Below are 23927 nucleotides of genomic sequence, written 5' to 3' on the forward strand. Positions count from 1 at the left end.
TGACGTCGCGTCCCATGCATGGGCAGGGTTTCCAGCATGGCCGCAAAAAGGCCCGGTGAAAAAGGTGCCTGCGCGCAGGTGTCGGGTCTTCGTCGAAACCCTAGCAGAAGGACGCCGCGATGTCCCAAACACGACCCGCTGCCAGTCGGCTTGACGCCGCAGACAAACCGCAACGCTATATCTTTGTTCTTTTGAACAACTTCACCTTGCTTTGCTTTTCAGCGGCGGTCGAAAGCCTGCGCATTGCCAACCGCATGGCGGGGCGGGACCTGTACGAATGGAAGATCGTCGGAGAAGGCGGAGAGACGGCGGTATGTTCCGCCGGAACAGCATTCAAGCTGGACGGCGATCTGGAAGAGTTGAACCGCGAGGACACCGTGATGGTGTGCGGCGGCATCGACGTGCAGGACGCGACCAGCAAACGCCTGCTGAACTGGCTGCGCCGCGAAGCGCGCAAGGGGTTGCGGATGGGCGGTTTGTGCACTGCGGCCTATTCGCTGGCGCGCGCTGGGCTTCTGGACGGCAAGAAGGCGACAATCCACTGGGAGAACCAGGACAGCTTTGCCGAGGAGTTCGAAGAGGTCAATCTGACCAAATCGGTCTTTGTCGTGGACGGCCAGCGCATCACCACAGCGGGCGGCACATCGTCGATCGACCTGATGCTGAAGCTGATCGCCGACAATCACGGCGAGGATCTGGCGAATGCAGTCGCGGACCAGCTGATCTATTCGTCGATCCGCACCGATCAGGACACCCAGCGTCTGTCGGTGCCCACACGGATCGGCGTGCGCCATCCCAAGCTGAGCCAGGTCATCCAGATCATGGAAACGCATATCGAAGAGCCGATAAGCCCGTCGGTGCTGGCCAAGGACGTGGGCATGTCGACCCGCCAGCTTGAGCGTCTGTTCCGCCGTTACCTCAGCCGGTCGCCCAAGCGCTACTATATGGAACTGCGCCTGCAAAAGGCGCGCAACCTGTTGATGCAGACCGATATGAGCGTGATCAACGTGGCCCTTGCCTGCGGTTTTGCCTCGCCCTCGCATTTCTCGAAATGCTACCGCGCACATTACGACACCACCCCCTACCGCGAGCGCGGATCGCACGCGGCCCGGCTGAGTATCTGATCAGCGCGCCATCCGGTAAAGTGTGCCGTCCGCGACCGCCAGAAACCAGATACTGCCATCGGGTGCGACCTGAATGTCGCGCACGCGGGCGGTCTGGGGCAGCTTGATCTGCTCGACCTCGGTGGCGTCGTCGCCATCGACCTCCAATCGGCTGATATAGTCGAATTTCAGCGCACCCACGAACATGTCGCCCTGCCAGTCGGGGAACATATCGCCCTCATAGAACATCATGCCCGAGGGCGCGATGGACGGGTCCCAATAATGCGCGGGCTGCTTCATGCCTTCCCTTTCGGTGCCGACGCCGATCTTGCCGCCACTGTACTGACGGCCATAGCTGATGACGGGCCAGCCGTAGTTCGCGCCCTTCTCGATCAGGTTGACCTCGTCGCCGCCCCGTGCGCCATGCTCGTTCACCCACAGACGCCCCCGCGCGTCCAATGCAGCCCCCTGCGGGTTGCGATGTCCGTAGGACCAGATGTGCGGCAAGGCCCCCTGCTGCCCGACAAAGGGATTGTCGGCAGGCACATTGCCATCGCGCGTCACACGCACGACCGTGCCGTTGTGTTCGCTCAGATCCTGCGCCAGATCGGGCTGCTGTCGCTCGCCCACTGTCACGAACAGCGTGCCGTCCTCGGCCTCGACCACGCGGCTGCCAAAATGCGCGCCGCCCCGGTTGCCGGGCTTCATCTCGAACAGCAGCTTCAAATTGCTTAAACTTTGCGCATCGGCGGACAGCGTGGCCGAGGCCAGCGCCGTACCCGCGCCACGACCGCCCTGGGGTTTGGCATAGGTCATGAATACCCTGCGGCTTTGCTCGAAATCACGTCCCAGGGTGATGTCCAGCAAACCGCCCTGCCCGCGCGCCGCAACCTCTGGCACGCCGGACACCGACGTTCGGGTGCCATCCGGTGCCACGTGCAAAAGCGTGCCCGCACGTTCGGTGATCAACAGGCCACCGTCCGGCAGAAAGTCGAACGCCCAGGGCGTGTCTAGGTTTTCCACCTCGGCGGTCACGTCGACGGGCCCCGCCGATGTCTGCTGCGCCAGCGCCTGCGACGCGCCCAGACCGGCCCCCAAAGTCCACACAATCGACAGAATCACAGCCACGCGCATCGCAACACCCTTTTGACGTAAGAATTATTTTTTCACAAAAGGCAGATAGATCGAAAATCCTGACTTTCCAGACGGCTTACCGGGGGACAAATCGGCCTTATATGCCTTTTCTTTTTTCATGGAGGTGCTTAGGCTTTGGTCGAGAACGCAAAGTTCCAAATAGGGAGTTACCATATGAAAAAGTTTCTGATGGCCACAGCGGCCACCGCTCTGATGTCGGGCGCGGCCTTTGCCGATGCACACGCCAAGGAAGTGAAAATCGGCGTGATCCTGGGCTTCACGGGCCCGCTGGAATCGATCACCCCCGCGATGGGTGCCGGCGCTGAACTGGCGATGAACGAAGTGTCCGAAAGCGGCGCGCTGCTGGACGGTGCCAAGGTCACCTCGATCCGCGGCGACAGCACATGCATCGACGCCGGTGCGGCCACGTCCGCCGCCGAACGTCTGATCACATCCGACCAGGTTTCCGCCATCATGGGCGCAGACTGCTCGGGCGTGACCGGTGCAATCCTGCAAAACGCGGCACGCCCCAACGGCGTCGTGATGATTTCGCCATCGGCCACATCGCCCGGCCTGTCGACCGCCGAAGATGACGGCCTGTTCTTCCGCACCGCACCGTCGGATGCGCGTCAGGGCGTGATCATGACCGAGATCCTGCAGGATCGCGGCGTGAACGAAGTGGCTCTGACCTACACCAACAACGACTACGGCAAAGGTCTGGCCGACGCATTCCAGGCCGCATTCGAAGAAGCGGGCGGCACCGTCACCATCTCGACATCGCACGAAGACGGCAAAGCCGACTATTCGGCTGAAGTCGGCGCTCTGGCCTCGGCCGGCGGCGAAGTTCTGGTTGTTGCGGGCTATGTCGACCAGGGTGGCTCGGGCATCATCCGCTCCGCGCTCGACACCGGCGCATTCGACACGTTCTACGTGCCTGACGGCATGGTCGGCGAAAAGCTGAACGAAAACTTCGGCGCGGAAATGAACGGCTCGTTCGGCGCATACCCCGGCACCGACAGCGAGGGTGCTGCACTCTTCGTTGAAATGGCCAAAGGGGCCGGCTTTGACGGCACGGGCGCATTTGCACCCGAAAGCTATGACGCCGCAGCGCTGATCATGCTGGCGATGCAGGCGGCAGGTTCGATGGACTCGGCCGACTATAAAGATCACGTGATGAACGTGGCCAACGCACCGGGCGAGAAAATCTATCCCGGCGAACTGGCCAAGGCTCTGGAACTGATCAAGAACGGTGAAGAAGTCGATTACGAAGGCGCATCCGCCGTCGAACTGATCGGACCCGGCGAATCCGCTGGCAACTATCAGGAAATCGAATTCGCAGACGGCGTTTACTCGACCATCAAGTACCGCTAAACCGCGATCCACGACACTGGACGGCCCGAAGGACACTTCGGGCCGTTTTTTAAATATCCAGCAGGCCGCATCAAAGACGGTCGCACGCACCAGGGATGGGAACGCCAATGATCGTCGTCGACGACATTCACAAACATTTCGGCGGTTTTCACGCCGTGGACGGCGCCAGCCTGTCGATCCAGCCGGGGTCGATCACCGGGCTGATCGGGCCGAACGGCGCGGGGAAAACCACTCTTTTCAACGTGATCGCAGGGGTTCTTAAACCAACCTCGGGCCGTGTCACCATGAACGGAGAGGACATCACCGGCCTGCCGCCGCACACGCTCTTCCACAAGGGCCTGTTGCGCACGTTCCAGATCGCACACGAATTTTCGTCGATGACCTGCCGCGAGAACCTGATGATGGTGCCGGGCAACCAGTCGGGCGAAACGCTGTGGAACACATGGTTCGGCCGCAAGCGCATCGCCGACGAGGAGCGCGCCCTGCGCGCGAAGGCCGACGAGGTGCTGGAATTCCTGACCGTCGAACACCTGGCGGACCACAAGGCGGGCCAGATCTCGGGCGGTCAGAAAAAACTGCTGGAGCTGGGCCGCACCATGATGGTCGACGCAAAGATCGTCTTCCTCGACGAGGTCGGCGCGGGCGTCAACCGCACCCTGCTGAACACCATCGGCGACGCGATCCTGCGCCTGAACCAGGAACGCAATTACACCTTTGTGGTGATCGAACACGACATGGATTTCATCGGCAAGATTTGCGACCCCGTCATCTGCATGGCCGAGGGCAAGGTTCTGGCCGAAGGTACGCTGGCCGAGATCAAGGCCAACGAACAGGTGATCGAAGCCTATCTGGGCACCGGCCTGAAGAACAAGGAACAGGTGGGCGCATGAGCGACAATCCCTACAAGGACGGACGCGGCAACAAGGACGCGTCGATCGCCAACCCGAAGGGCACAGGCACCCTGTCTGCCCACCCCGGAACGGGTGCTGCGATGAACACGCAAAATGCGTTCCTGATCGGCGACAGCATGACCGGCGGCTATGGCAATGGCCCCGACATCCTGCATGACTGCACCGTGGCCGTGGACGCAGGCGAGATTGCCGTGATCGTCGGCCCCAATGGCGCCGGCAAATCCACCGCGATGAAGGCCGTGTTCGGCATGCTGAACGTGCGTCAGGGCTCCGTCCGGCTGGACGGCGAAGACATCACCGACCTCAGCCCGCAGGACCGCGTCGCCAAGGGCATGGGGTTCGTGCCGCAGACCTCGAACATCTTCACCTCGATGACCGTCGAGGAAAACCTCGAAATGGGCGCCTTCATCCGCCGCGACGATTTCCGCGATACGATGGCCCAGGTCTATGACCTGTTCCCGATCCTCAAGGAAAAGCGCCGCCAGGCCGCGGGCGAGTTGTCGGGCGGTCAGCGCCAGCAGGTCGCCGTGGGCCGCGCGTTGATGACGCGCCCCAAGGTGCTGATGCTGGACGAGCCCACCGCGGGCGTCAGCCCCATCGTCATGGACGAGCTTTTCGACCGCATCATCGAGGTCGCCCGCACCGGAATCCCGATCCTGATGGTGGAACAGAACGCCCGCCAAGCACTTGAGATCGCCGACAAAGGCTATGTTCTGGTGCAGGGCGCAAATGCGTTTACCGGCACCGGCAAGGAACTGCTGGCCGATCCCGAAGTGCGCAAATCGTTTCTGGGGGGCTGAGCCATGCAAATGTCATCCAGCACCCCCCCGACCATATACGGCCCCACGGGCACCCATAAGACCGGAGCCTGCACATGGACCTTCTGAACGCCTTTGTGACCCTTTCCAACTTCGTGCTGATCCCTGCGATCGCCTATGGCAGCCAGCTGGCGCTGGGGGCGCTGGGGGTCACGCTGATCTACGGCATCCTGCGGTTTTCCAACTTTGCCCACGGCGATACGATGGCTTTCGGCACGATGGTGACCATCCTGTTCACCTGGCTGTTCCAAAGCTGGGGTCTGTCACTGGGGCCGGTGCCCACCGCGCTTCTGGCCCTGCCCTTTGGCATTCTGGGCTGCATGGCGCTGCTGCTGTTCACCGACCGCGTGGTCTATAAATTCTACCGCGAACAAAAGGCCAAGCCGGTGATCCTCGTGATCGTATCGCTGGGCGTGATGTTCATCATGAACGGTCTGGTGCGCTTCATCATCGGACCCGACGACCAGCGGTTCTCCGATGGCGAGCGGTTCATCGTTTCCGTGCGCACGTTCCGCGAAATGACCGGGCTGGAAGAGGGCCTGGCGATCAAGACCACCCAAGGCATCACCGTGATCACTGCCGTGATCGTGGTGGCGGCCCTGTTCTGGTTCCTGAACCGCACGCGCACCGGCAAATCCATGCGCGCCTATTCCGACAACGAGGATCTGGCGCTGCTGTCGGGCATCAACCCCGAGCGCGTGGTGATGATCACCTGGCTGATCGTGGCAGCGCTGGCGACGGTCGCGGGTGTGCTTTACGGGCTGGACAAGTCGTTTAAACCCTTCACCTATTTCCAGCTGCTGCTGCCGATCTTTGCCAGTGCCATCGTGGGCGGCCTCGGCAGTCCGCTGGGGGCCATCGCCGGCGGGTTCACCATCGCCTTTTCCGAGGTCATGGTAACCTATGCCTGGAAAAAGGTCGCTGGCTACGCCCTGCCCGAAAGCCTGGCACCAGATGGCTTGGCCCAGCTTTTGAGCACCGACTATAAATTCGCCGTCAGCTTCGTGATCCTGCTGATCGTGCTGTTGTTCCGGCCCACCGGACTGTTCGCGGGGAAATCGGTATGAACGAGACGCTTAAAAACACCGCCCTCTTTGGGCTGGTTGCCGTGCTGATCATCGGCACCGGCTTTCTGCAAAGCTGGAACTCGGCGCTGTTCATCCTGAACTTTGGCCTGATCAGCGCGATCATGGCCTTGGGCGTGAACCTGCAATGGGGCTTTGCGGGGCTGTTCAACGTCGGCATCATGGGCTTCGTGGCACTTGGCGGTCTCGCGACGGTTCTGGTCTCGATGCCCCCCACCACCGAAGCCTGGGCCGCAGGTGGCGTCGGCGTCATCGTGGCCTTGCTGATGGGGGCCGCGACCATCGTGGTGACCGCGCTGGTGATCAAGCGGATGCCAGCAGGCTGGATGCGCACGGTGGTGATACTTGTCCTGCTGATTGGTGGTTTCTTCATCTACCGCGCCCTGTTCGACCCTTCCGTCGCACGGATCGAGGCGATCAACCCGGCCTCGACCGGCTACCTTGGCGGGATCAACCCCGGCGGTGCCGCATGGGGCTGGATGACGCTGCTGGCCTGGCCCGTGGGCGGACTTCTGGCGGCAGGTGTCGCCTGGATCATCGGCAAGACGGCGCTGGGTCTGCGCAGTGACTATCTGGCCATCGCGACCCTTGGCATCGCCGAAATCATCATCGCCGTGCTGAAGAACGAGGACTGGCTGAGCCGGGGCGTCAAGAACGTCATCGGCCTGCCCCGCCCTGCGCCCTACGAGGTCGAGTTGCAGGCTGACCCTGCCTTCCTCGACCGCGCGGCAAGTCTGGGCATGGACCCGGTCACCGCATCGACGATCTGGGTCAAATTGGTCTATGCGGGCCTCTTCACCGTCGTTCTGGTGATCCTGTTCGTACTGGCGCAGCGCGCACTGCACAGCCCCTGGGGCCGGATGATGCGCGCGATCCGCGACAATGAAAACGCCTCCGAAGCGATGGGCAAGGACGTCACCGCACGGCATTTGCAGGTGTTCATCCTGGGCAGTGCGATCTGCGGCATCGCGGGTGCCATGATGACCACGCTGGACGGGCAGTTGACGCCGGGCACCTACCAGCCGCTGCGCTTTACCTTCCTGATCTGGGTGATGGTGATCGTCGGCGGATCGGGCAACAACCTGGGCGCCGTGCTGGGCGGGTTCCTGATCTGGTTCCTGTGGGTTCAGGTCGAACCGATGGGCCTCTTCGTCATGCAACTGATCACCTCGGGCATGGCCGACGGCGCACCGTTGAAAACCCACCTGATCGAAAGCGCCGCGCACATGCGTCTGCTGACGATGGGTCTGGTGTTGCTGCTGGTCCTGCGGTTCAGCCCGCGCGGGTTGATCCCCGAGCGGTAAAGGCCCTGTGGTCTGAAATCACAAAAGGCCCGGACATCGCGTCCGGGCCTTTTCTCATTGGCGGTCGAGGTTCGCTCTACCGCCCCTTGAACAGCCCGCCCAGGATACCACGCACAATGCGGCGACCCGTGGTGCCGGTCAGTTCCTTGACCACCATCTTGGTCATCTGATCGCCAAAACTGGTCGAGCTGCGCGTCGCGCGCGACGTGGACCGTGTGACCCGCGTGCCGGAATACCGCCGCCCCGCATTGAAATCGCGCGCGGCGGGGGTCTCGGCCTCTTCCGCCTGTTCCTCGGCACGTGCCGCCTCTGCCGCAGCCTTGGCGGCACGATCACGCAGGATTTCAAAAGCGGACGTGCGGTCGAGCGGCTGATCGTATTTGCCTGCCATGTCGGATGACGCCATGACCTCGGCGCGTTCCTCTGGCGTGATCGGTCCCAGTTGCGACGACGGCGGCCGGATCAGCGTGCGCTCGACAATCCCCGGCACGCCCTTCTTTTGCAGCATGGAAGTCACGGCCTCGCCCACGCCCACCTCGCGGATCGCCGCCTCGGTGTCAAAGGCGGTGTTCTCGCGGTAGGTCTGTGCGGCCATGCGCAATTCCTTACGGTCCTTGGCAGTGAATGCGCGCAGGGCGTGCTGAACCCGGTTGCCCAACTGCCCAAGGATGTCGTCAGGCACATCCGCCGGGTTCTGGGTGACGAAATAGACACCAACCCCCTTGGACCGGATCAGCCGCGCCACCTGTTCCACCTTGTCCACCAGCGCCTTCGGGGCATCGTCGAACAGCAGATGCGCCTCGTCGAAGAAAAACACCAGTTTGGGTTTGTCAGGATCGCCCACCTCGGGCAATTCCTCGAACAGCTCGCTGAGCAGCCACAACAGGAATGTCGCATAAAGCTTGGGCGCGCCCATCAGCTTGTCCGAGGCCAGGATGTTCACCATCCCCCGCCCATCCGCATCGCAGCGCATCAGGTCAGACAGCGCCAGCGCAGGTTCCCCGAACAGGTTCGTGCCGCCCTGGTTCTCCAACACCAGCAACCGCCGCTGGATCGCGCCGATGGACGACGATGCGACATTGCCATAGCGCAGCGAAAGCGCGCTGGCGTTCTCGCCGATCCAGATCAGCAGCGCCTGCAGGTCTTTCAGGTCGAGCAGCGGCAAGCCCTCCTCGTCCGCCAGACGAAAGGCGATGTTCAGAATGCCCTCTTGCGGTTCGCTGAGGTCAAGCAACTGGCTCAGCAACAGCGGGCCCATTTCCGACACCGTGGTGCGCACGGGATGCCCCTGTTCGCCGAAGAGATCCCAGAAAGTGACGGGAAAAGCGGCATAGGTGTAGTCGGCAAAGCCGATGGTCGCCGCGCGTTCGGTAAAGGGCGCGTGCAGCTTGTGCGTCTCGCTGCCTGCTCTGGCCAGCCCCGACAGGTCCCCTTTGATGTCGGACATGAACACCGGCACGCCCGCCGCAGAAAACCCCTCGGCCAGGATTTGCAGCGTCACGGTCTTGCCCGTACCCGTCGCCCCCGCGATCAGACCGTGACGGTTTGCATACTTCAGGCTCAGCCCCTGTTTGGTGCCATAATCCGGCCCGCCACCGCCCAAGAATACTGCGTCTTCCATCTGTCGTTCCCGTTCCTTGCCAGCTTTGCGTCCGGCAAAACCTGTTTGGATGACCATACTAACTTAACCTATTAGGACCATAGTGATTTTCATTCCGCACCTACTTGTCCTTTCGGGTGCGGGATAACTTCCTCCCTGTCAGACTGGCCGCGCCTTCGGGTGCGGCCTTTTTTGCCATAAAAACAGGCGGTTCGGTGGCAAATACCCGGCCAACTTGGTTGTCCCGTCTACAAACATGCGAAAGGTGCAGATTTCCGGTTGACCGCTTCTGTGCCATTGCATACGCTCTGGTCAAAATAAGTCGGCCAGTCCGACGGGGAGATATCACTTGAAAAGAGGGTCCTTGCGGGTCCTCTTTTCTGTTTGTCCCGGTTGCTCTTTTTTCTATCTGTGACAGTGTACTGTTTAGACGGCAGAAAACTGCCTGTATGCATGGTTTTTCGCGGCTGCGGCCCCTGACAGTGCCGCACGTGCGTGTTAACTGAATATCAAAGCAACCAAGTCTGGAAGTTAAGATGTCATATTCGATCAAAACCCTGGTGCTGACAGCCGTTGTGGCTCTGAGCGTTCCGGCGGCCCTTTGGGCGCAGGACACGACACCCGAGCAGGAAACGACACCCGAGAGCGAAGCCGCACCCGTCGAAACGCAATCGGGCACCGCAAGCGAAATTGAATCGCAGCTGTCCCTGGGCGCCGATGCAGATGCCGACCCCGAACTGGGCAGGCCCTATACCGCCGAGACGATCGGCGCCTGGGAAATGCGCTGCATCAAGACCGAGGAAGAAACCGACCCCTGCCAGATGTATCAGCTGATGGATGATGGCGAAGGCATTCCGGTCGCCGAATTCTCACTGTTCCGCCTGCCCGAAGGTGGCAAGGCCGTGGCCGGGGCCACCATCGTCGTGCCGCTGGAAACCTCGCTGCCCGCGCAGTTGAAGATCGCGGTAGATGGCGGCAGTGCGCGCGCCTATCCCTATGCGTTCTGCAACCAGGTTGGTTGCTATGCGCGCATCGGTCTGGTCGAACAGGACGTCGCCGCGTTCCGTCGCGGTGCGAACGCAACCATCACCATCGTGCCCGCACTGGCGCCCGACCAGACGGTCGAGCTGACATTGTCGCTGAACGGGTTCACCGACAGCTTCGCCAAGGCCTCGGTGATCGAACAATAAGCCCGCCGGTTTCCGGTTGAGACAAGGCCGCGTTCCCAATCGGGGCGCGGCCTTTTTCATGGGGTGCGCGCGCTGTGGCCGCTCAGGCGACCTTGCGCAGGGCCAGCACCGCGTTCATGCCGCCAAAGGCAAAGGCATTCGACAGCACCACGTCGACCGACACTTCGCGCGCCTCGTTGGGCACCACGTCCAGCGCGCATTCGGGGTCGGGCTCTTCATAGCCGATGGTGGGCGCGATCACCCCGTCGCGCAGCGCCATGATGCAGGCCAAAAGTTCGACCGCACCGGTGCCGCCGATCAGATGGCCGTGCATCGACTTGGTCGACGAGATCATCAGCTTGTCGGCATGGGGCCCGAACACATCGGCCACGGCGGCACACTCGGTCTTGTCATTGGCGGTGGTGCCGGTGCCGTGAGCGTTGATATACCCCACTTCGTCGCGGTTTACCCTGGCGTCGGCCAGCGCCCCGATCATCGCGCGCGCAGCACCGTTCTTGGATGGCATCACGATGTCGCTGGCGTCCGATGACATGGCAAAACCTGCTACCTCGCACAGAATGTCCGCACCACGCCTGCGGGCGTGTTCCATTTCCTCAAAGACAAAGATGCCCGCCCCCTCGCCCTGCACCATGCCGTTGCGGTTGGCCGAAAACGGACGGCAGGCATCGCGCGACATCACGCGCAGCCCCTCCCAGGCCTTGACCCCGCCAAAGCACAGCATGGATTCAGAACCGCCGGTGACCATCGCGGGCGCCATCCCTGTGCGCACCATCTGGAACGCCTGCGCCATCGCGTGATTGGACGATGCACAGGCTGTCGAGACGGTGAACGAGGGCCCCTTTAGGTTGTATTCCATGCTGACATGGCTGGCGGCGGCGTTGTTCATCAGTTTCGGCACCACGAAGGGATGTACGCGGTTCTTGCCCTCCTCGTAGACGCTGCGATAGTTTGCATCCCAAGTGCTGACGCCGCCCCCGGCGGTGCCCAGCACGACGCCGGACTTGGCCGAAAGTTCACCGCTGAAGGTCAGGCCAGATTGCGTGATCGCCTCCTTGGCGGCGGCCAGCGTGAATTGGGTAAACCGGTCATAAAGGCTCATTTGCTGACGATTATAGCGCCCCTCCGCCTCGAAACCCCGCACCTGGCCTCCGATACGGATCGCCAGCCGGTCGACGTCCTGAAACTCCAGCGGTCCGATGCCGCAGCGGCCCTCGCGCATCGCCTCCATCGTGTCGGCGACGCTGTGCCCCAGCGCATTGATCGTTCCCGCGCCGGTTATGACGACGCGTTTCATACCGACCCCTTTTGCTCCACCATCAGCTTTTCGATGCCGCTGACGATCGACGCCACGGTAGAGATGTCGAAATCGCTTTCGCTGGGGTCGTTCGCGTTGAAGGGCACGGAAATGTCGAACTCTTCCTCGATGGCAAATATGCTCTCGACCAGTCCCAGACTGTCGATGCCCAGGCTTTCCAGCGTGCTGTCCAGCGTCACATCGGACGGCTCCAGCACGGCCTGTTCAGCGATAATTGCGATAACCTTGTCCTTGACGCTCATCTGGTCGTCCCCCCATTGGCCCTCGGTTCGCGCAAGACTTAGTCACTGTTGCCGGACTTGAAAACCGATTTCTGCAAGGCCGCCACATCGCGAAAGAGCCGTGGCAGACGGCGCAACGCCTTGTAGGTCTCAAGCTGGCTTTCCATCTTGGTCGCAGGATAGCCCAGCATCACACGGCCCGCAGGCACCGAGGACAGCACCTTGGTGCCGCCGCCGCAGATGACCCGGTCGCCGATGGTCAGATTGTCGCCAACCCCGGTCTGCCCGCCCAGTACCACGTTGTTGCCCACCACCGTCGACCCGGCGACACCAACGCCAGCGCACAGCAGCGTGTCGTTGCCGATGACACAGTTGTGGCCCAGCTGCACCTGGTTGTCGATTTTGGTGCCGTTGCCGATGCGTGTGGCGCGGATGGTGCCGCTGTCGATGGTCGAATTTGCACCCAGTTCCACATCATCCCCGATGATGACGGCGCCAAGCGAGTGGATGCGCGCATAGGCTTGCGGCTTGGCGGTGTTGTCCGCCCCCAGCGAGGCGCGCGCCTGCTCGGCCCCCGACACCTCGGGGGTGACAAAGGAAAAGCCGTCGGGGCCAACGCGCCCGCCGGGTTGTGCAATGAACCGCGCACCGATCCGGCAATAGGCCCCGACAGAGACCTGCTCGCGCAGATAGGCGTCGGGGCCAATGGATGCTTCGGTGCCGATAAAACACTGCGGGCCGATCACCGACCCCGCGCCGATCTCGGCCCCGGCCATGACCACACAAAGCGGGCCGATGCTGACGTCACTCGCGATTTTGGCGGTGGGGTCGATTACCGCACTGGGATGGATACCCGTGCCATATCCCTGCCCCCGGTCCATCATCCGGGTCAGCCCCGCCATCGCGAAACGGGGTCGCGCGGGCACGATTGCGGCCTCAAGCCCCAGCGCCTGCCAATCCGCGCCCTGCCACAGGACGGCGGCGCGCGCAGACCCCATCGACAGGCTTTCGGCATATTTGGCAGAGGTGGCCATCGCCAGCTGATCCGCCGAGGCAAGCGCCGGCTCATTCACGCCGGTGATCAAAAGGTCAACGGCGCCAAAGGCTTCCGCCCCAAGCGCCGCTGCAATCTCTTTTACCGAATAATGCATCGCATTTCCCCTTTTGGGGACCGAATTAACCCTGAACCGCGCGCAAGGCCACCCCTGCCTGAGACAGAGCATCCCAGATCCTCGCGTCGCGGCCATAGATGTCGCGGCGGTACTGGGTGTCGCCCTTCGGCGTGGTAAAGGCGGTGCGGTAGATGATGTGCACCGGCACCGGCTGCTCCAGCATCACGGTCTGCTCGTTGCCGCTTGCCAGCTTGCCCTGGAACAGCCCCTTGGGGTCGCTCGTCTGCTTGGCCAGCAGCGTATATGCAAAATCGAACGGATCGGCCAGACGCACGCAGCCGTGGCTGAACGCGCGGGATTCGCGGTCAAACAGGCTTTTGGAGGGGGTATCGTGCAAGTAGATGTTGTGACGGTTCGGGAACATGAACTTCACCAGACCCAGCGCGTTGCCCTTGCTGGGCGGCTGGCGCATCGAGAACGGGAACGTGCGCTCGGTGTACTGGTTGAAGTTCACCGCGCCGCGGTTGATCCGGCGGCCCTTGCTGTCGGTGATCTCGATGTGGCTGACCGCGTTGGGGTTCCGCTTCAGCGCGGGCAGATATTCCGAGGTCACAATGGATCGCGGGACATACCAACTGGGGTTGATGACCATGAACTCCATCACGTCGGAAAATTCAGGCGTCGGACGGTCGGAGTTGGTGGCACCGACAACCGAGCGTGTCTCGAAGGTAAGCTTGCCGTTGTCGATCACCTTGGCGGTGAAATCGGGAATGTTCACAAGGATATGGCGGCTGCCGCGTTCCTTGTTCATCCAGCGTTCGCGCTCCATCGCGACGATGATCGACTGCAGACGCTCCTCGACCGAGCGGTTCATCTCGACCAGGGTTGTCTGACCGGCCACGCCGTCGACAGCCAGCCCATGTGCCAACTGAAACTGCTGCACTGCCGCCGTCATCTTGGCGTCGTAGGATTGCGAGGCGGTGCGATCAAGAAAACCCATCGCCATCAGGCGGTTGCGCATGATCACCACGGCATTGCCGGATTGTCCGGGCTCAAGCTTGCCTGCAGGCACCGTCTGGCCCCAGCCACCTTCGGCCATCAAACGCTCCATCCGCAGCTTTTGCTTCATCAGCGCGGTGTATTCGTGGGTTCTGGGCGGCAGCGCCTTGAAGAAACCCGTGGGCGAGGATTTGGTGAAATTCACCAGATAGGACGTGCGGTCCCGGTAAGGCACCTGCCGCACGATGCGGCTGTCGACACGCGAAGGCACCAGCAGGCCGGTCTGCACGTCGCGCGCATATTGCAGGAACACGCGGCTGATCTCGACCTCGACCAGCCCCATGTCGCGCGGGGTGCGGGCCGATTTCATCTTTGCAATCAACGCCTGAGGGTCATATCGAGACACCGGCAGACCGTGATCGTCGGCAGTTTCCAGCGCCCTGATCAGCGCCGCGCGGCGGTCGCGGTCGCGGCTGGTGCCGCCTGTCCAGATGCTGTCGTAGCCATTGGATTGATAGAACGCGGCGATATCCTTGTCGCTCGACGCGGCCTCGGCGACGGCCTGTTTGAACGCGGTGACCTGCGCAGAGGCCGGCACGCTCCAGAGAGCGAGGATCGTTGCCAGCGCGGCCAAGACCGTCCAAATTCTGTTGCCTGAAAGCGTCATGATAATCCCAATCCAGATGGTCGCAAAGTGTTTGAGACGCTTGTCCTACGGCGAGTGCACTGCTGTCCACTCACTTTTACGCGGGATTTTAGATAAGTGTGTCCTCTGAGGCGGGCTTGCATCGCCCAAGGGCAGGAAAAGCACATGCTCCCGATTGTGCGCAAAAATTCGCCTAAAACTCTTGATAGTCGGAACCCTCGGGATTCAACACTTGGTTAACGATTCTCGCTATGTAATACAGTTCCCACATCTGGGGATGAGATGAAATTGCCCGTGTAACATCACGGCCAGGCAGACTTACGGGACGGCGCAGAATCATGACTGAAAAATGCACTACGGGGATGACCCGCCGCGCACTCTTGGGCGCATTCGCTGCAACGACAGTGGCCGCAGCACCAACACTTTCCAACGCAGCCGGCTTTTTGCGCGGCGCCGGCGACATCCGGCGCATCCGCATGTATTCGGGCCGCACCGGTGAACGGCTGGATATGATCTATTGGATCGAGGGCGACTATATCGGTGACGCCGTCAATGAAATCAATCAGTTCATGCGTGATTGGCGCACCGACGATGTGGTCAGGATGGACCTGCGCACCGTTGATATCATGGCCGCCGCGCACAATCTGATGGATGTCAACGAACCCTACATGCTGTTGTCGGGCTACCGTTCGCCCAAGACGAACGCGATGCTGCGCTCGCGCAGTGGCGGTGTTGCGAAAAATTCGCTTCACATGAAGGGCCAGGCAGCTGATCTGCGGCTGTCCTCACGGTCGGTCAACCAGATCGCACAGGCCGCATCTGCCTGCCATGGCGGCGGCGTCGGGCGCTATTCCGGCTCGAACTTTGTCCACATGGACTGCGGTGCCGTGCGCAACTGGGGCGGCTAAGCAGCCACCTTGGATCGAACTTGCGAAAAAGGGCGCCCGGATCGGCGCCCTTTTTGCTGCGCGGCGACAGGACTGCATTGAAGCTCGGGGGATGAGAAGCAGTGCCGCGCAGGTACATGGGTAACACCCTTCTGCGGAAATGGTTCCCACGGCGGCATCTCTTTTGCGTGATATAGCGAAAACGCTCAGCGTCACGGCCGAAAGCCTGCGCATCTTATCGCTAAGTTCGAAGTGAAATGGCGGACCATAGAGGATTCGAACCTCTGGCCTCTGCCTTCGGAGGGCAGCGCTCTATCCAGCTGAGCTAATGGTCCACTTGGAGGCGGTATAGCTTTGGGGCGCAGCACCTGCAATTGTTAAATGCCCCGCTGCGGCAGATGGTGCCCCGCGCGCAGAGAGAAATCGCCAACCTCAGCCAAAGAGGTCGTGCGCCAACTCAAGCGCGTCAACCAGGGCATCGACCTCAGCCGTCGTGTTGTACATGCCAAAGGACGCGCGGCAGGTTGCGGTCAGGCCCATGTGCTCCATCAACGGGCCGACGCAATGCTGGCCCGCGCGCACCGCGACGCCCTTCTTGTCGAGGATCGTCGAGACGTCATGCGCGTGCGCCGCACCCTCAAGCGTAAAGCTGAAGATCGCGCCCTTGTCGGCGGTGGTGCCCTGCAATTGCAACCAGTTGAGACCGCCCAGACGCTGCACGGCATAGTCGCGCAATCCTGCCTCGTGATCGGCAATCGCCTGCATGCCATGGCCCATCATGTATTCGAGCGCCACGCCCAGACCGATCATCGAGACGATGCCGGGGGTTCCGGCCTCGAAGCGCATCGGCGGATCGTTGTAGATCACCGCGTCCTTGGTCACTTCGCGGATCATGTCGCCGCCGCCCATGAACGGGCGCATCTCGGCCATCCGGTCGGGGTGCACATAGATCGCGCCGGAACTCGACGGGCCGTAAAGCTTGTGCCCGGTGATCGCGTAGAAATCCGCGTCCAGATCCTGCACATCCACGGGCATATGCACGGCAGCCTGGCTGCCGTCGACCAAAACCGGCACGCCCTTGGCATGGGCCCCGGCGCAGATCGTCTTGATGTCGACCTTCGTGCCCAGCATGTTGGACATATGCGTGACGGCGACCAGCCGGGTCCTGGGGCCGATGGCGTCGATCACCGCCTGCGGGTCCAGCGCGCCGGTGCTGTCCACATCGACCCATTTGATCACGACACCCTGACGTTCGCGCAGGAAATGCCAGGGCACGATGTTGGCGTGGTGTTCCATCACGCTCAGCACGATCTCGTCCCCTGCCTGCAGCCGTGGCATGGCCCAGCCGTAGGCGACCATATTGATGCCCTCGGTGGTGCCTGAATTGAAGATGATGTGATCCTCGGACGCGGCATTGAGAAAACGCGCGACGGTGCCGCGCACGGCCTCATATTTATCAGTGGCCAGGTTCGACAGGTAATGCAGGCCGCGGTGCACGTTGGCATATTCATGGGCATAGCCTTGGGTGATCGCGTCGATCACCACCTGCGGCTTTTGCGCCGAAGCACCATTGTCGAGGTAAACCAAGGGCTTGCCGTTCACTTCGCGCGCGAGGATCGGAAAATCGGCCCGTATCTTTGCAACATCATACATCGGCATCACCCACCCATTCCGAACCCTGTCAGCATCAGCAACAGGACGATGACAAAAACAAACCCTACCATCAGGCCCAGCATCAGGCCGAACGCCTTCCAGGCCGAGGCAAAATTCAACGCCTGTGCCACGAAATTCGCCATGATCCACAGACCCGCGAACATCACCACCATCGCGAACAGCCCCGCAAGCCCCGGCGACAGGATCGCCAGCACCACGACCACGGCCTGCGCCAGCGCACGCAGGGCCTGCAGCCAGGTCAGCACGATGGCGACGTCTTCCAGACGACCGTCTCCGCCAAATTTCGATCCGCCCCAGACCAGCGCATAGGACGAGATCACCACGCCCCCGGCCAAAAGCACGAACAACATCAGCGGATTGGCCAGAACAGCGGGTATTTCCATCGGCGACGGAAAGATCAGCTCGGATATGCCCGCCAGAATGGCGTTGCCGCAACTGACCAGCGCCAGCGCGGTCCAGATCACACCACTTGGCAGGTTCAGATTGATCAACGTCGCCGCCGCCATGCGCGGCGCGCGCAGGGACATCGCGATCAGCCCGCCCCAATTGAAATCACGCATGCTCATGCCGCTGCCCTTTCCTGAGCCAATGATCCGCCGATCCAGAACCATCCAAATGCACAGAGCCAGATCACGCCGACCGAGGTCAACGCAGGCCCCGTGCCGATGAAGCCCGCGACCAGACCGTGCAGCAATATCAGCGGGCTGGAGGCCAGCACCGCCCAGAACAGCGCCAGACGCGCGCCATAGCCGGTGCCCTGCCCGCCAAGCAGCCTGCCGACCATCCGGGCGAGGAACGCAAGAATATACAGAACCAGCGGCATGATGAAGACCCACGCCAGCAGCGTGCCCCCCATCAGCATCTGGAAATCCTGCCCGGTCAGATGCGCCACCCGTGACAGGCGCGGCAATTGCGCCACGAAGACGATCAGGCACCCGGCCATGACATAGATCAGGGCACGGTCTTCACGCGTGCCCTGCCCCAGCAGTTTGCGGATCACCGCAGCCGGCCCCCGGTAGGTGGCCACGATGTCGGTCGTGACAGCCATCAGGTCCGGTGACGCTCAAGCCAACCCGACATGCGGGTTTCGATGTCGGCGCGCAGGTCCTCGTCCTCGATTTCCTGAACCGCTTCGGCCAGGAACGCCAGCGTCAGCAGGTTCGTCGCCTGATCCTCGGGCACACCGCGCGACCGCAGGTAGAACAGCGCCTCTTCGTCGATCGCACCGGAGGTCGAACCGTGCGAACAGGCCACATCATCGGCATAGATCTCAAGCTCGGGCTTGGCCAGAAACTGGCTATCGCCGTCCAGCAGCAACGACTGGCTGATCTGATAGCCGTCGGTCTTCTGGGCACCGGCCTTGACCAGGATCTTGCCCTGAAACACACCGGTGGCACCGTTGCGCAGCACCTTCTTGAACACCTGGCGGCTTTCGCAGTTCACCGCGTCATGGGTGATGAAAACCGTATCGTCGTGGTGAAAATCGCCGTCGCCGACGCAGGCACCCGCCACGTGGGCCACGGCATCGTCACCGGTCAGCTCAAGCACGCATTCGTTGCGGGTCATCTTGCCATTCGCGGTCATGGTGAATGACTTGAAGATGCTTTCCGTGCCAAGACGCGCAAACACATGGGTCGCGGCCAGCCGTTGGTGGTCGCGTCCTTGCGTGCGCACATGGTGGAATGCGGCGGTGTCGGCCACATCGACCTCCATCACCGTATTCAGGCGCGCAGCCGCAGGGCCGCTTTCCAACAGCGTCAGCTTGGTGCCCTGCTCCAGCTTGACCACATGGTGCAGCATCACGTCGGCACTGTCGCCCGAACGGTTGTAGATCACGTTCACCGGCTTGTCGGGCTGGCCGGTCACCCGGATCAGCAGACCGTCGGTGGCATAGGCGGTCGCCAGCGTGGCCAGCGGACGCGCCACCGGGCTTTGCCCTGCGGTTTCCAGCGTGCCATGCAGCGACTGCGCCCAGTGGATATCGGCAGAGGTATCGGCCAGGCGGCTGATCTCGATACCCTCCAGCGCCAGATCGTCCGAGGCATCGGCGTCAAACACGCCATCGACAAAGACCACGCGCAGGCAGGGCTGGCCGTCCATCAGCGGCGCTTCGTCGCTTTGGAACACCTCGGCTGCGGGCACATCTGCCTGCACCAGCGCGTCGGGACGGGTGAATTTCCAGTACTCGTCACGACGACCCGGCAGGCCCATCGCGCGCAGACGGCTCTGCGCATCGGCACGCGACGCAGCCGACCATCCGTCCTGCGGCAGGGTCAGCGTGTCGATGCGCGCCTCGGTCTCGGTGGTGTTGATCTGTTTGGGGGCTGCCATTACGCCACCTCGGACAGGATATCGGTGTAGCCGTTGTTCTCGACTTCCAGCGCCAGCTCGGGACCGCCGGTTTTGATGATACGACCGTCCGCCATGATGTGCACCACATCGGGTTTGATGTGATCCAGCAGACGTTGATAGTGGGTGATCACCAGAAACCCGCGACCTTCATCGCGCAGGGCATTCACGCCTTCGGAGACCAGTTTCATCGCATCGACGTCCAGTCCTGAATCCGTCTCGTCGAGGATGCACATTTTCGGCTCAAGCATCGCCATCTGCAGGATTTCGTTGCGCTTTTTCTCGCCGCCGGAAAAGCCGACGTTGACGGGGCGTTTCAGCATGTCGGCGTCGATCTTCAGATCCTTCGCCTTGGCGCGGATCACCTTGAGGAAATCTGCCGCGCTCATTTCCTCTTCCCCGCGCGCCTTGCGCTGCGCGTTCACGGCGGTGCGCAAAAAGGTCATGTTGCCCACGCCGGGGATCTCTACGGGATACTGAAACGCAAGGAACAGACCGGCGGCGGCGCGCTCTTCGGGTTCGATGTCCAGCAGATCGACGTCGCCCAGATGTGCGGTGCCTTCGGTCACCTGGTAACCGGGACGGCCCGCCAGAACATAGGAAAGCGTCGATTTGCCCGAGCCGTTGGGGCCCATGATCGCATGCACCTTGCCCGGCTCGACCTCAAGGTTCACACCCTTCAGGATTTGCTTGTCTTCTTCTTCAAGTTGCACGTGCAGGTTATTGATCTTCAACATATCTTTTCTCTTTCTTCATCTCGGGGCGTCAGGCTGACGCCATGTGCGGTGCGGCACGCAAAGGTGCCGGGAATGTGGTCTTCAGCGCGGCGCGGGCGCGGTCGATGCCCTGCGCATAGGCCTGCGGTGGCTGGGCAGAGGCCATGTCGAAGCCTGCAATATCACCCAATGCGATGGGTGCAATCAGACTGCGCCCCACGCCCGCCGCGTAGTCATGAAATTTCAGGTGGCCCTGACCGCTCGGGGCCACCCATGTGTTCGGCACACCGAAAGCATCGGCCACGATCAGCCCGTGCAATGACGAGGCGAAGACATGGGCGCAGGATGCAATCTGGCGGCAAACCTCTGTGGCGTCGCCACGTGGGTCGATCAGCAAATAGCGCGGATCGGTCACAACTGCCGCCGTCTCGTCCACCAGCGTGTGATGCGGCACGATGCCGATCCGGTCGGTGCGCTTGGGCACATCTGCAATCACGTCCGAGATCAGCAGACCGGGGTCGCCAAACCTGTCGGTCTCGATCTGCAACAGCGCTGCCGTCACCGGCCCGCGCACCGCCGCGATCTGCACATTGGGCAGGAAATCGCGGTTCACCGGCGCCAGCATGCCGCTGCCCCAGATCCACGGTTTCACCCCGTCGGCGCGGGCGTCCTGATGCGCCCGGCGCGCCACCTGGATGATCGAGCCGATGGCGAACAGATCCGCAGCGCCCGCGCCCGCATGGGTCACGGGGCGGCCCGACACATGGGCCACCACCATGGCGGAAATCGCGTCGCCGAAATTCGGCACCGCCTTCCACCAATGCAGAGCTATGGGCGCGCCCGCAGTCATGGATCAGCCCACCGACCCTTCCAGCGAAATCGCGACAAGTGCCTGGGCTTCCATCGCAAATTCCATCGGCAGCGCCTGCAACACGTCCTTGCAGAACCCGTTGACGACCAATGCGACGGCCTCTTCCTCGTCCATCCCGCGCGAGCGGCAATAGAACAGCTGGTCGTCGTCCACCTTGGACGTGGTCGCCTCGTGCTCGACCCGGCTCGAGTTGTTCTTGACCTCGATATAGGGCACCGTGTGCGCCCCGCATTTGTCGCCGATCAGCAAGCTGTCGCACTGGGTATAGTTGCGCGATTCCTTGGCCTTGGGGTGCATCGACACAAGACCGCGATAGGTGTTCTGCGCGCGGCCCGCGCTGATGCCCTTGGAGACGATGCGCGATTTGGTCCGCTTGCCCAGGTGCACCATCTTGGTGCCGGTGTCGGCCTGCTGCATGTTGTTGGCGATGGCGATCGAATAGAATTCACCCTGGCTGTCGTCGCCGCGCAGGATGCACGATGGGTATTTCCACGTCACGGCCGACCCGGTTTCCACCTGTGTCCACATCACCTTGGCCCGGTCGCCCCGGCAATCGGCGCGTTTGGTCACGAAGTTATAGATGCCGCCCTTGCCGTTCTCGTCACCGGGATACCAGTTCTGAACGGTCGAATATTTCACTTCGGCGTCTTCTTCGATGATGATTTCGACCACGGCGGCGTGCAGCTGCGCGATGTCGCGCGCGGGCGCCGTGCACCCTTCCAGATAGGACACATAGCTGCCCTTGTCCGCGATAATCAGCGTGCGTTCGAACTGTCCGGTGTTTTCCGCGTTGATGCGGAAATACGTCGATAGCTCCATCGGACAGCGCACACCCGGCGGCACGTAGACGAACGAGCCGTCCGAAAACACGGCCGAGTTCAGCGTCGCATAGAAGTTGTCGCTGACCGGCACGACCGAGCCCAGGTATTTCTTGACCAGGTCGGGGTATTCGCGGATCGCCTCGGAGATCGAGCAGAAGATCACACCCGCCTTCTTCAACTCGGCCTGAAAGGTGGTGCCGACGGATACGGAATCGAACACCGCGTCCACGGCGACCTTGCGGCCTTCGGCAGGGGCATTTTCGGCACCCTCGACACCGGCCAGGATCATCTGTTCCTTCAGCGGAATGCCCAGCTTGGCGTAGGTTTCCAACAGCTTGGGATCAACCTCGTCCAGCGACTTCGGCTTGACCTCCATGCTTTTGGGACGCGCATAGTAATACTGGTCCTGAAAGTCGATTTCGGGATAGTCGACCATCGCCCAATCGGGCTCTTCCTTGGTCAGCCAGCGCGCGTAGGCCTCCAGCCGCCATTCCAGCATCCAGGCCGGTTCTTCGTTCTTCTCGGAGATCAGCTTGACGATGTCCGTGGTCAGCCCCTTGGGGGCATATTCCATCTCGATATCGGTGTTCCAACCGTGCTTATAGGCGCCGCCAACCTCGCGAACGGCATCTACGGTCTCCTGATCGACGCCTTCTTTGACGCCGTCGTTTTCCAATACTTTGTCCAAACCAGACTTCCTTCCATTAAGGCGCCGCGCGTCAAGCGGCGCGCGCCTCGTGTTTGCTCAGCTTGTCGGTCCATGCCTCTATGAACCGCAGCACATCATTCTCTGTCGTCTCCAGCCCCAGCGACACGCGCACCGCACTGGCGGCATCGGCGGGCGAAAAGCCCATCGCGGTCAGCACACGGCTGGCGCGCACCTTGCCGCTGGAACAGGCCGATCCTGCCGATACGGCAAATCCGGCCAGGTCCATCTGCATCACTTGCGTTTCGCCCTTCCATCCGGGGGTCACGAAACAGCTGGTGTTGGGCAGACGCGCGACCGCTTTTGGCGATTCCAAATCGTTCGCATCTTTCCCGACAAAAATAGTCTTCCTTGACGCAGCCTCAAGCCCGTTTTCTAGAATATTTCTAAGTTGCGCAACCCGGTCCCAGTGCCCGTCGTTCACATCGCGCATCGCGGCCTTCGCGGCGGCGGCAAAACCGACCATGCCGATGATGTTCTCGGTGCCCGACCGGCGGCCCATTTCCTGCCCGCCCCCCTTGATCTGCGCAGGCACCTCCTGCCCGCGCCGCAGCACCAGCGCGCCGATGCCCTTGGGCCCGCCCAGCTTGTGCGCCGACACCAGCGCCATGCGCGCGCCCGTCGCCATGAAATCCAGCGGCAGCTTGCCGAACACCTGCGTCATGTCGCAGACGGCGATGCCTGCGGGCACCTGTTGCAGCACCCCGGTTTCCGAGTTCGCCAGTTGCAGGACCGATGTGCCCGGATCGTCCACCGTCACCGCACCTTGCGCATCCACCGCCAGCGCATCGCGCACCCAGGCACCAACCGCGTCATGTTCCACCGCAGCGCCCGCCAGATCGCGCCCGGCACAGGCCAGCGCAGCCGCTTCGGTCGCACCGGACGTGAACACGATATCCGCGTCCTCTGCCCCCAGTGCCTCGGCCACGTCCGCACGCGCCCGCTCCATCAGCGACTTGGCCGCGCGCCCCTCGGCATGAACGCTGGACGGATTGCCCACCAGGTCCATCGCCGCGATCATCGCGCTGCGCGCCTCGGCCCGCAAAGGGCTGGTTGCATTGTGATCCAGATAGATCCGCATGTTCACTTCTCAG

Annotated in this window: 22 protein-coding genes and 1 tRNA gene; 8 read left to right on the forward strand and 15 right to left on the reverse strand. The window is 62.1% G+C overall.

Features of this window, described 5'->3' with window-relative positions:
* Positions 1-119: 119 nt before the first annotated feature.
* A complete protein-coding gene (locus NTA49_RS11475) occupies positions 120-1124 on the forward strand; it encodes a GlxA family transcriptional regulator (protein ID WP_258294911.1) in 1005 nt (334 codons plus the stop codon).
* Here the strand turns inward: NTA49_RS11475 and NTA49_RS11480 are convergent, their stop codons facing one another.
* Positions 1125-2237, reverse strand: coding sequence for a PQQ-dependent sugar dehydrogenase (locus NTA49_RS11480; protein WP_258294912.1), 1113 nt, complete (start codon positions 2235-2237; stop codon positions 1125-1127).
* 174 nt (positions 2238-2411) lie between these two features.
* Between NTA49_RS11480 and NTA49_RS11485 the strand changes: the two genes are divergently transcribed.
* The 5 genes from NTA49_RS11485 (at position 2412) to NTA49_RS11505 (ending at position 7726) form a co-directional block, all read left to right on the forward strand.
* Positions 2412-3608 carry an ABC transporter substrate-binding protein gene (locus NTA49_RS11485; RefSeq protein WP_258294913.1) on the forward strand — a complete coding sequence of 399 codons (1197 nt, stop codon included), beginning with the start codon at positions 2412-2414 and terminating at the stop codon, positions 3606-3608.
* A 107-nt stretch (positions 3609-3715) separates the two neighbouring features.
* Complete coding sequence (locus tag NTA49_RS11490; protein WP_258294915.1) at positions 3716-4498, forward strand: ABC transporter ATP-binding protein; 783 nt, start codon at positions 3716-3718, stop codon at positions 4496-4498.
* Positions 4495-5319: an ABC transporter ATP-binding protein gene (locus NTA49_RS11495; protein WP_258294916.1), complete on the forward strand. Its 825-nt coding sequence runs from the start codon at positions 4495-4497 to the stop codon at positions 5317-5319. Before NTA49_RS11490 ends, NTA49_RS11495 begins: the two co-directional genes overlap by 4 nt.
* A gap of 74 nt (positions 5320-5393) precedes the next feature.
* On the forward strand, positions 5394-6404 hold the full coding sequence (locus NTA49_RS11500) for a branched-chain amino acid ABC transporter permease (protein ID WP_258294917.1): 1011 nt from the start codon (positions 5394-5396) through the stop codon (positions 6402-6404).
* On the forward strand, positions 6401-7726 hold the full coding sequence (locus NTA49_RS11505; protein WP_258294920.1) for a branched-chain amino acid ABC transporter permease: 1326 nt from the start codon (positions 6401-6403) through the stop codon (positions 7724-7726). The genes NTA49_RS11500 and NTA49_RS11505 overlap by 4 nt, the downstream gene beginning before the upstream one ends.
* A gap of 76 nt (positions 7727-7802) precedes the next feature.
* On the opposite strand, the gene NTA49_RS11510 is transcribed toward NTA49_RS11505, so the two are convergent.
* Positions 7803-9347: a DUF853 domain-containing protein gene (locus NTA49_RS11510; RefSeq protein WP_258294922.1), complete on the reverse strand. Its 1545-nt coding sequence runs from the start codon at positions 9345-9347 to the stop codon at positions 7803-7805.
* Between the two features lie 515 nt (positions 9348-9862).
* On the opposite strand from NTA49_RS11510, the gene NTA49_RS11515 reads away from it, so the two are divergent.
* Positions 9863-10516, forward strand: coding sequence for an invasion associated locus B family protein (locus NTA49_RS11515; RefSeq protein ID WP_258294924.1), 654 nt, complete (start codon positions 9863-9865; stop codon positions 10514-10516).
* A gap of 82 nt (positions 10517-10598) precedes the next feature.
* Here NTA49_RS11515 and NTA49_RS11520 read toward each other — a convergent pair whose 3' ends face one another.
* From NTA49_RS11520 to NTA49_RS11535, 4 genes are read right to left on the reverse strand one after another with little or no spacing between them, the layout of a single operon-like run.
* Positions 10599-11810, reverse strand: a complete 1212-nt coding sequence (locus NTA49_RS11520; RefSeq protein ID WP_258294925.1) for a beta-ketoacyl-[acyl-carrier-protein] synthase family protein — start codon at positions 11808-11810, stop codon at positions 10599-10601.
* Entirely contained in the window at positions 11807-12073 is a 267-nt protein-coding gene (locus tag NTA49_RS11525) for an acyl carrier protein (RefSeq protein WP_258294926.1), read from the reverse strand. The genes NTA49_RS11520 and NTA49_RS11525 overlap by 4 nt, the downstream gene beginning before the upstream one ends.
* A gap of 38 nt (positions 12074-12111) precedes the next feature.
* Entirely contained in the window at positions 12112-13203 is a 1092-nt protein-coding gene (gene lpxD, locus NTA49_RS11530) for a UDP-3-O-(3-hydroxymyristoyl)glucosamine N-acyltransferase (protein ID WP_258294929.1), read from the reverse strand.
* A gap of 25 nt (positions 13204-13228) precedes the next feature.
* Positions 13229-14830, reverse strand: a complete 1602-nt coding sequence (locus NTA49_RS11535) for a L,D-transpeptidase family protein (protein WP_258294932.1) — start codon at positions 14828-14830, stop codon at positions 13229-13231.
* A 341-nt stretch (positions 14831-15171) separates the two neighbouring features.
* On the opposite strand from NTA49_RS11535, the gene NTA49_RS11540 reads away from it, so the two are divergent.
* The gene (locus NTA49_RS11540; protein ID WP_258294933.1) at positions 15172-15717 is read left to right on the forward strand and encodes a YcbK family protein; all 546 of its coding nucleotides are present in this window, start codon (positions 15172-15174) and stop codon (positions 15715-15717) included.
* Between the two features lie 237 nt (positions 15718-15954).
* On the opposite strand, the gene NTA49_RS11545 is transcribed toward NTA49_RS11540, so the two are convergent.
* The 9 genes from NTA49_RS11545 to NTA49_RS11585 all read right to left on the reverse strand — a co-directional run bounded on the left by NTA49_RS11545 (position 15955) and on the right by NTA49_RS11585 (position 23914).
* Positions 15955-16031 (reverse strand) — tRNA-Arg (locus tag NTA49_RS11545).
* Positions 16032-16128: 97 nt separating this feature from the next.
* Entirely contained in the window at positions 16129-17349 is a 1221-nt protein-coding gene (locus NTA49_RS11550) for a cysteine desulfurase (protein WP_258294934.1), read from the reverse strand.
* A gap of 5 nt (positions 17350-17354) precedes the next feature.
* Complete coding sequence (locus NTA49_RS11555; RefSeq protein ID WP_258294935.1) at positions 17355-17936, reverse strand: YIP1 family protein; 582 nt, start codon at positions 17934-17936, stop codon at positions 17355-17357.
* Positions 17933-18418 (reverse strand): hypothetical protein, encoded by a 486-nt coding sequence (locus tag NTA49_RS11560; RefSeq protein WP_258294936.1) that lies wholly within the window; start codon positions 18416-18418, stop codon positions 17933-17935. The genes NTA49_RS11555 and NTA49_RS11560 overlap by 4 nt, the downstream gene beginning before the upstream one ends.
* Positions 18418-19701, reverse strand: a complete 1284-nt coding sequence (gene sufD / locus NTA49_RS11565) for a Fe-S cluster assembly protein SufD (protein WP_258294937.1) — start codon at positions 19699-19701, stop codon at positions 18418-18420. The genes NTA49_RS11560 and sufD overlap by 1 nt, the downstream gene beginning before the upstream one ends.
* Positions 19701-20456, reverse strand: coding sequence for a Fe-S cluster assembly ATPase SufC (gene sufC, locus NTA49_RS11570; protein ID WP_258294938.1), 756 nt, complete (start codon positions 20454-20456; stop codon positions 19701-19703). The genes sufD and sufC overlap by 1 nt, the downstream gene beginning before the upstream one ends.
* Positions 20457-20484: 28 nt before the next feature.
* On the reverse strand, positions 20485-21285 hold the full coding sequence (locus NTA49_RS11575; RefSeq protein WP_258294939.1) for a polysaccharide pyruvyl transferase family protein: 801 nt from the start codon (positions 21283-21285) through the stop codon (positions 20485-20487).
* Between the two features lie 3 nt (positions 21286-21288).
* Positions 21289-22815 carry a Fe-S cluster assembly protein SufB gene (gene sufB, locus NTA49_RS11580; RefSeq protein ID WP_258294940.1) on the reverse strand — a complete coding sequence of 509 codons (1527 nt, stop codon included), beginning with the start codon at positions 22813-22815 and terminating at the stop codon, positions 21289-21291.
* Between the two features lie 31 nt (positions 22816-22846).
* Complete coding sequence (locus NTA49_RS11585; protein WP_258294941.1) at positions 22847-23914, reverse strand: cysteine desulfurase family protein; 1068 nt, start codon at positions 23912-23914, stop codon at positions 22847-22849.
* Positions 23915-23927 lie beyond the last annotated feature (13 nt).

It is taken from the genome of Pseudosulfitobacter koreensis (assembly GCF_024733015.1).
Lineage (GTDB): Bacteria > Pseudomonadota > Alphaproteobacteria > Rhodobacterales > Rhodobacteraceae > Pseudosulfitobacter > Pseudosulfitobacter koreensis.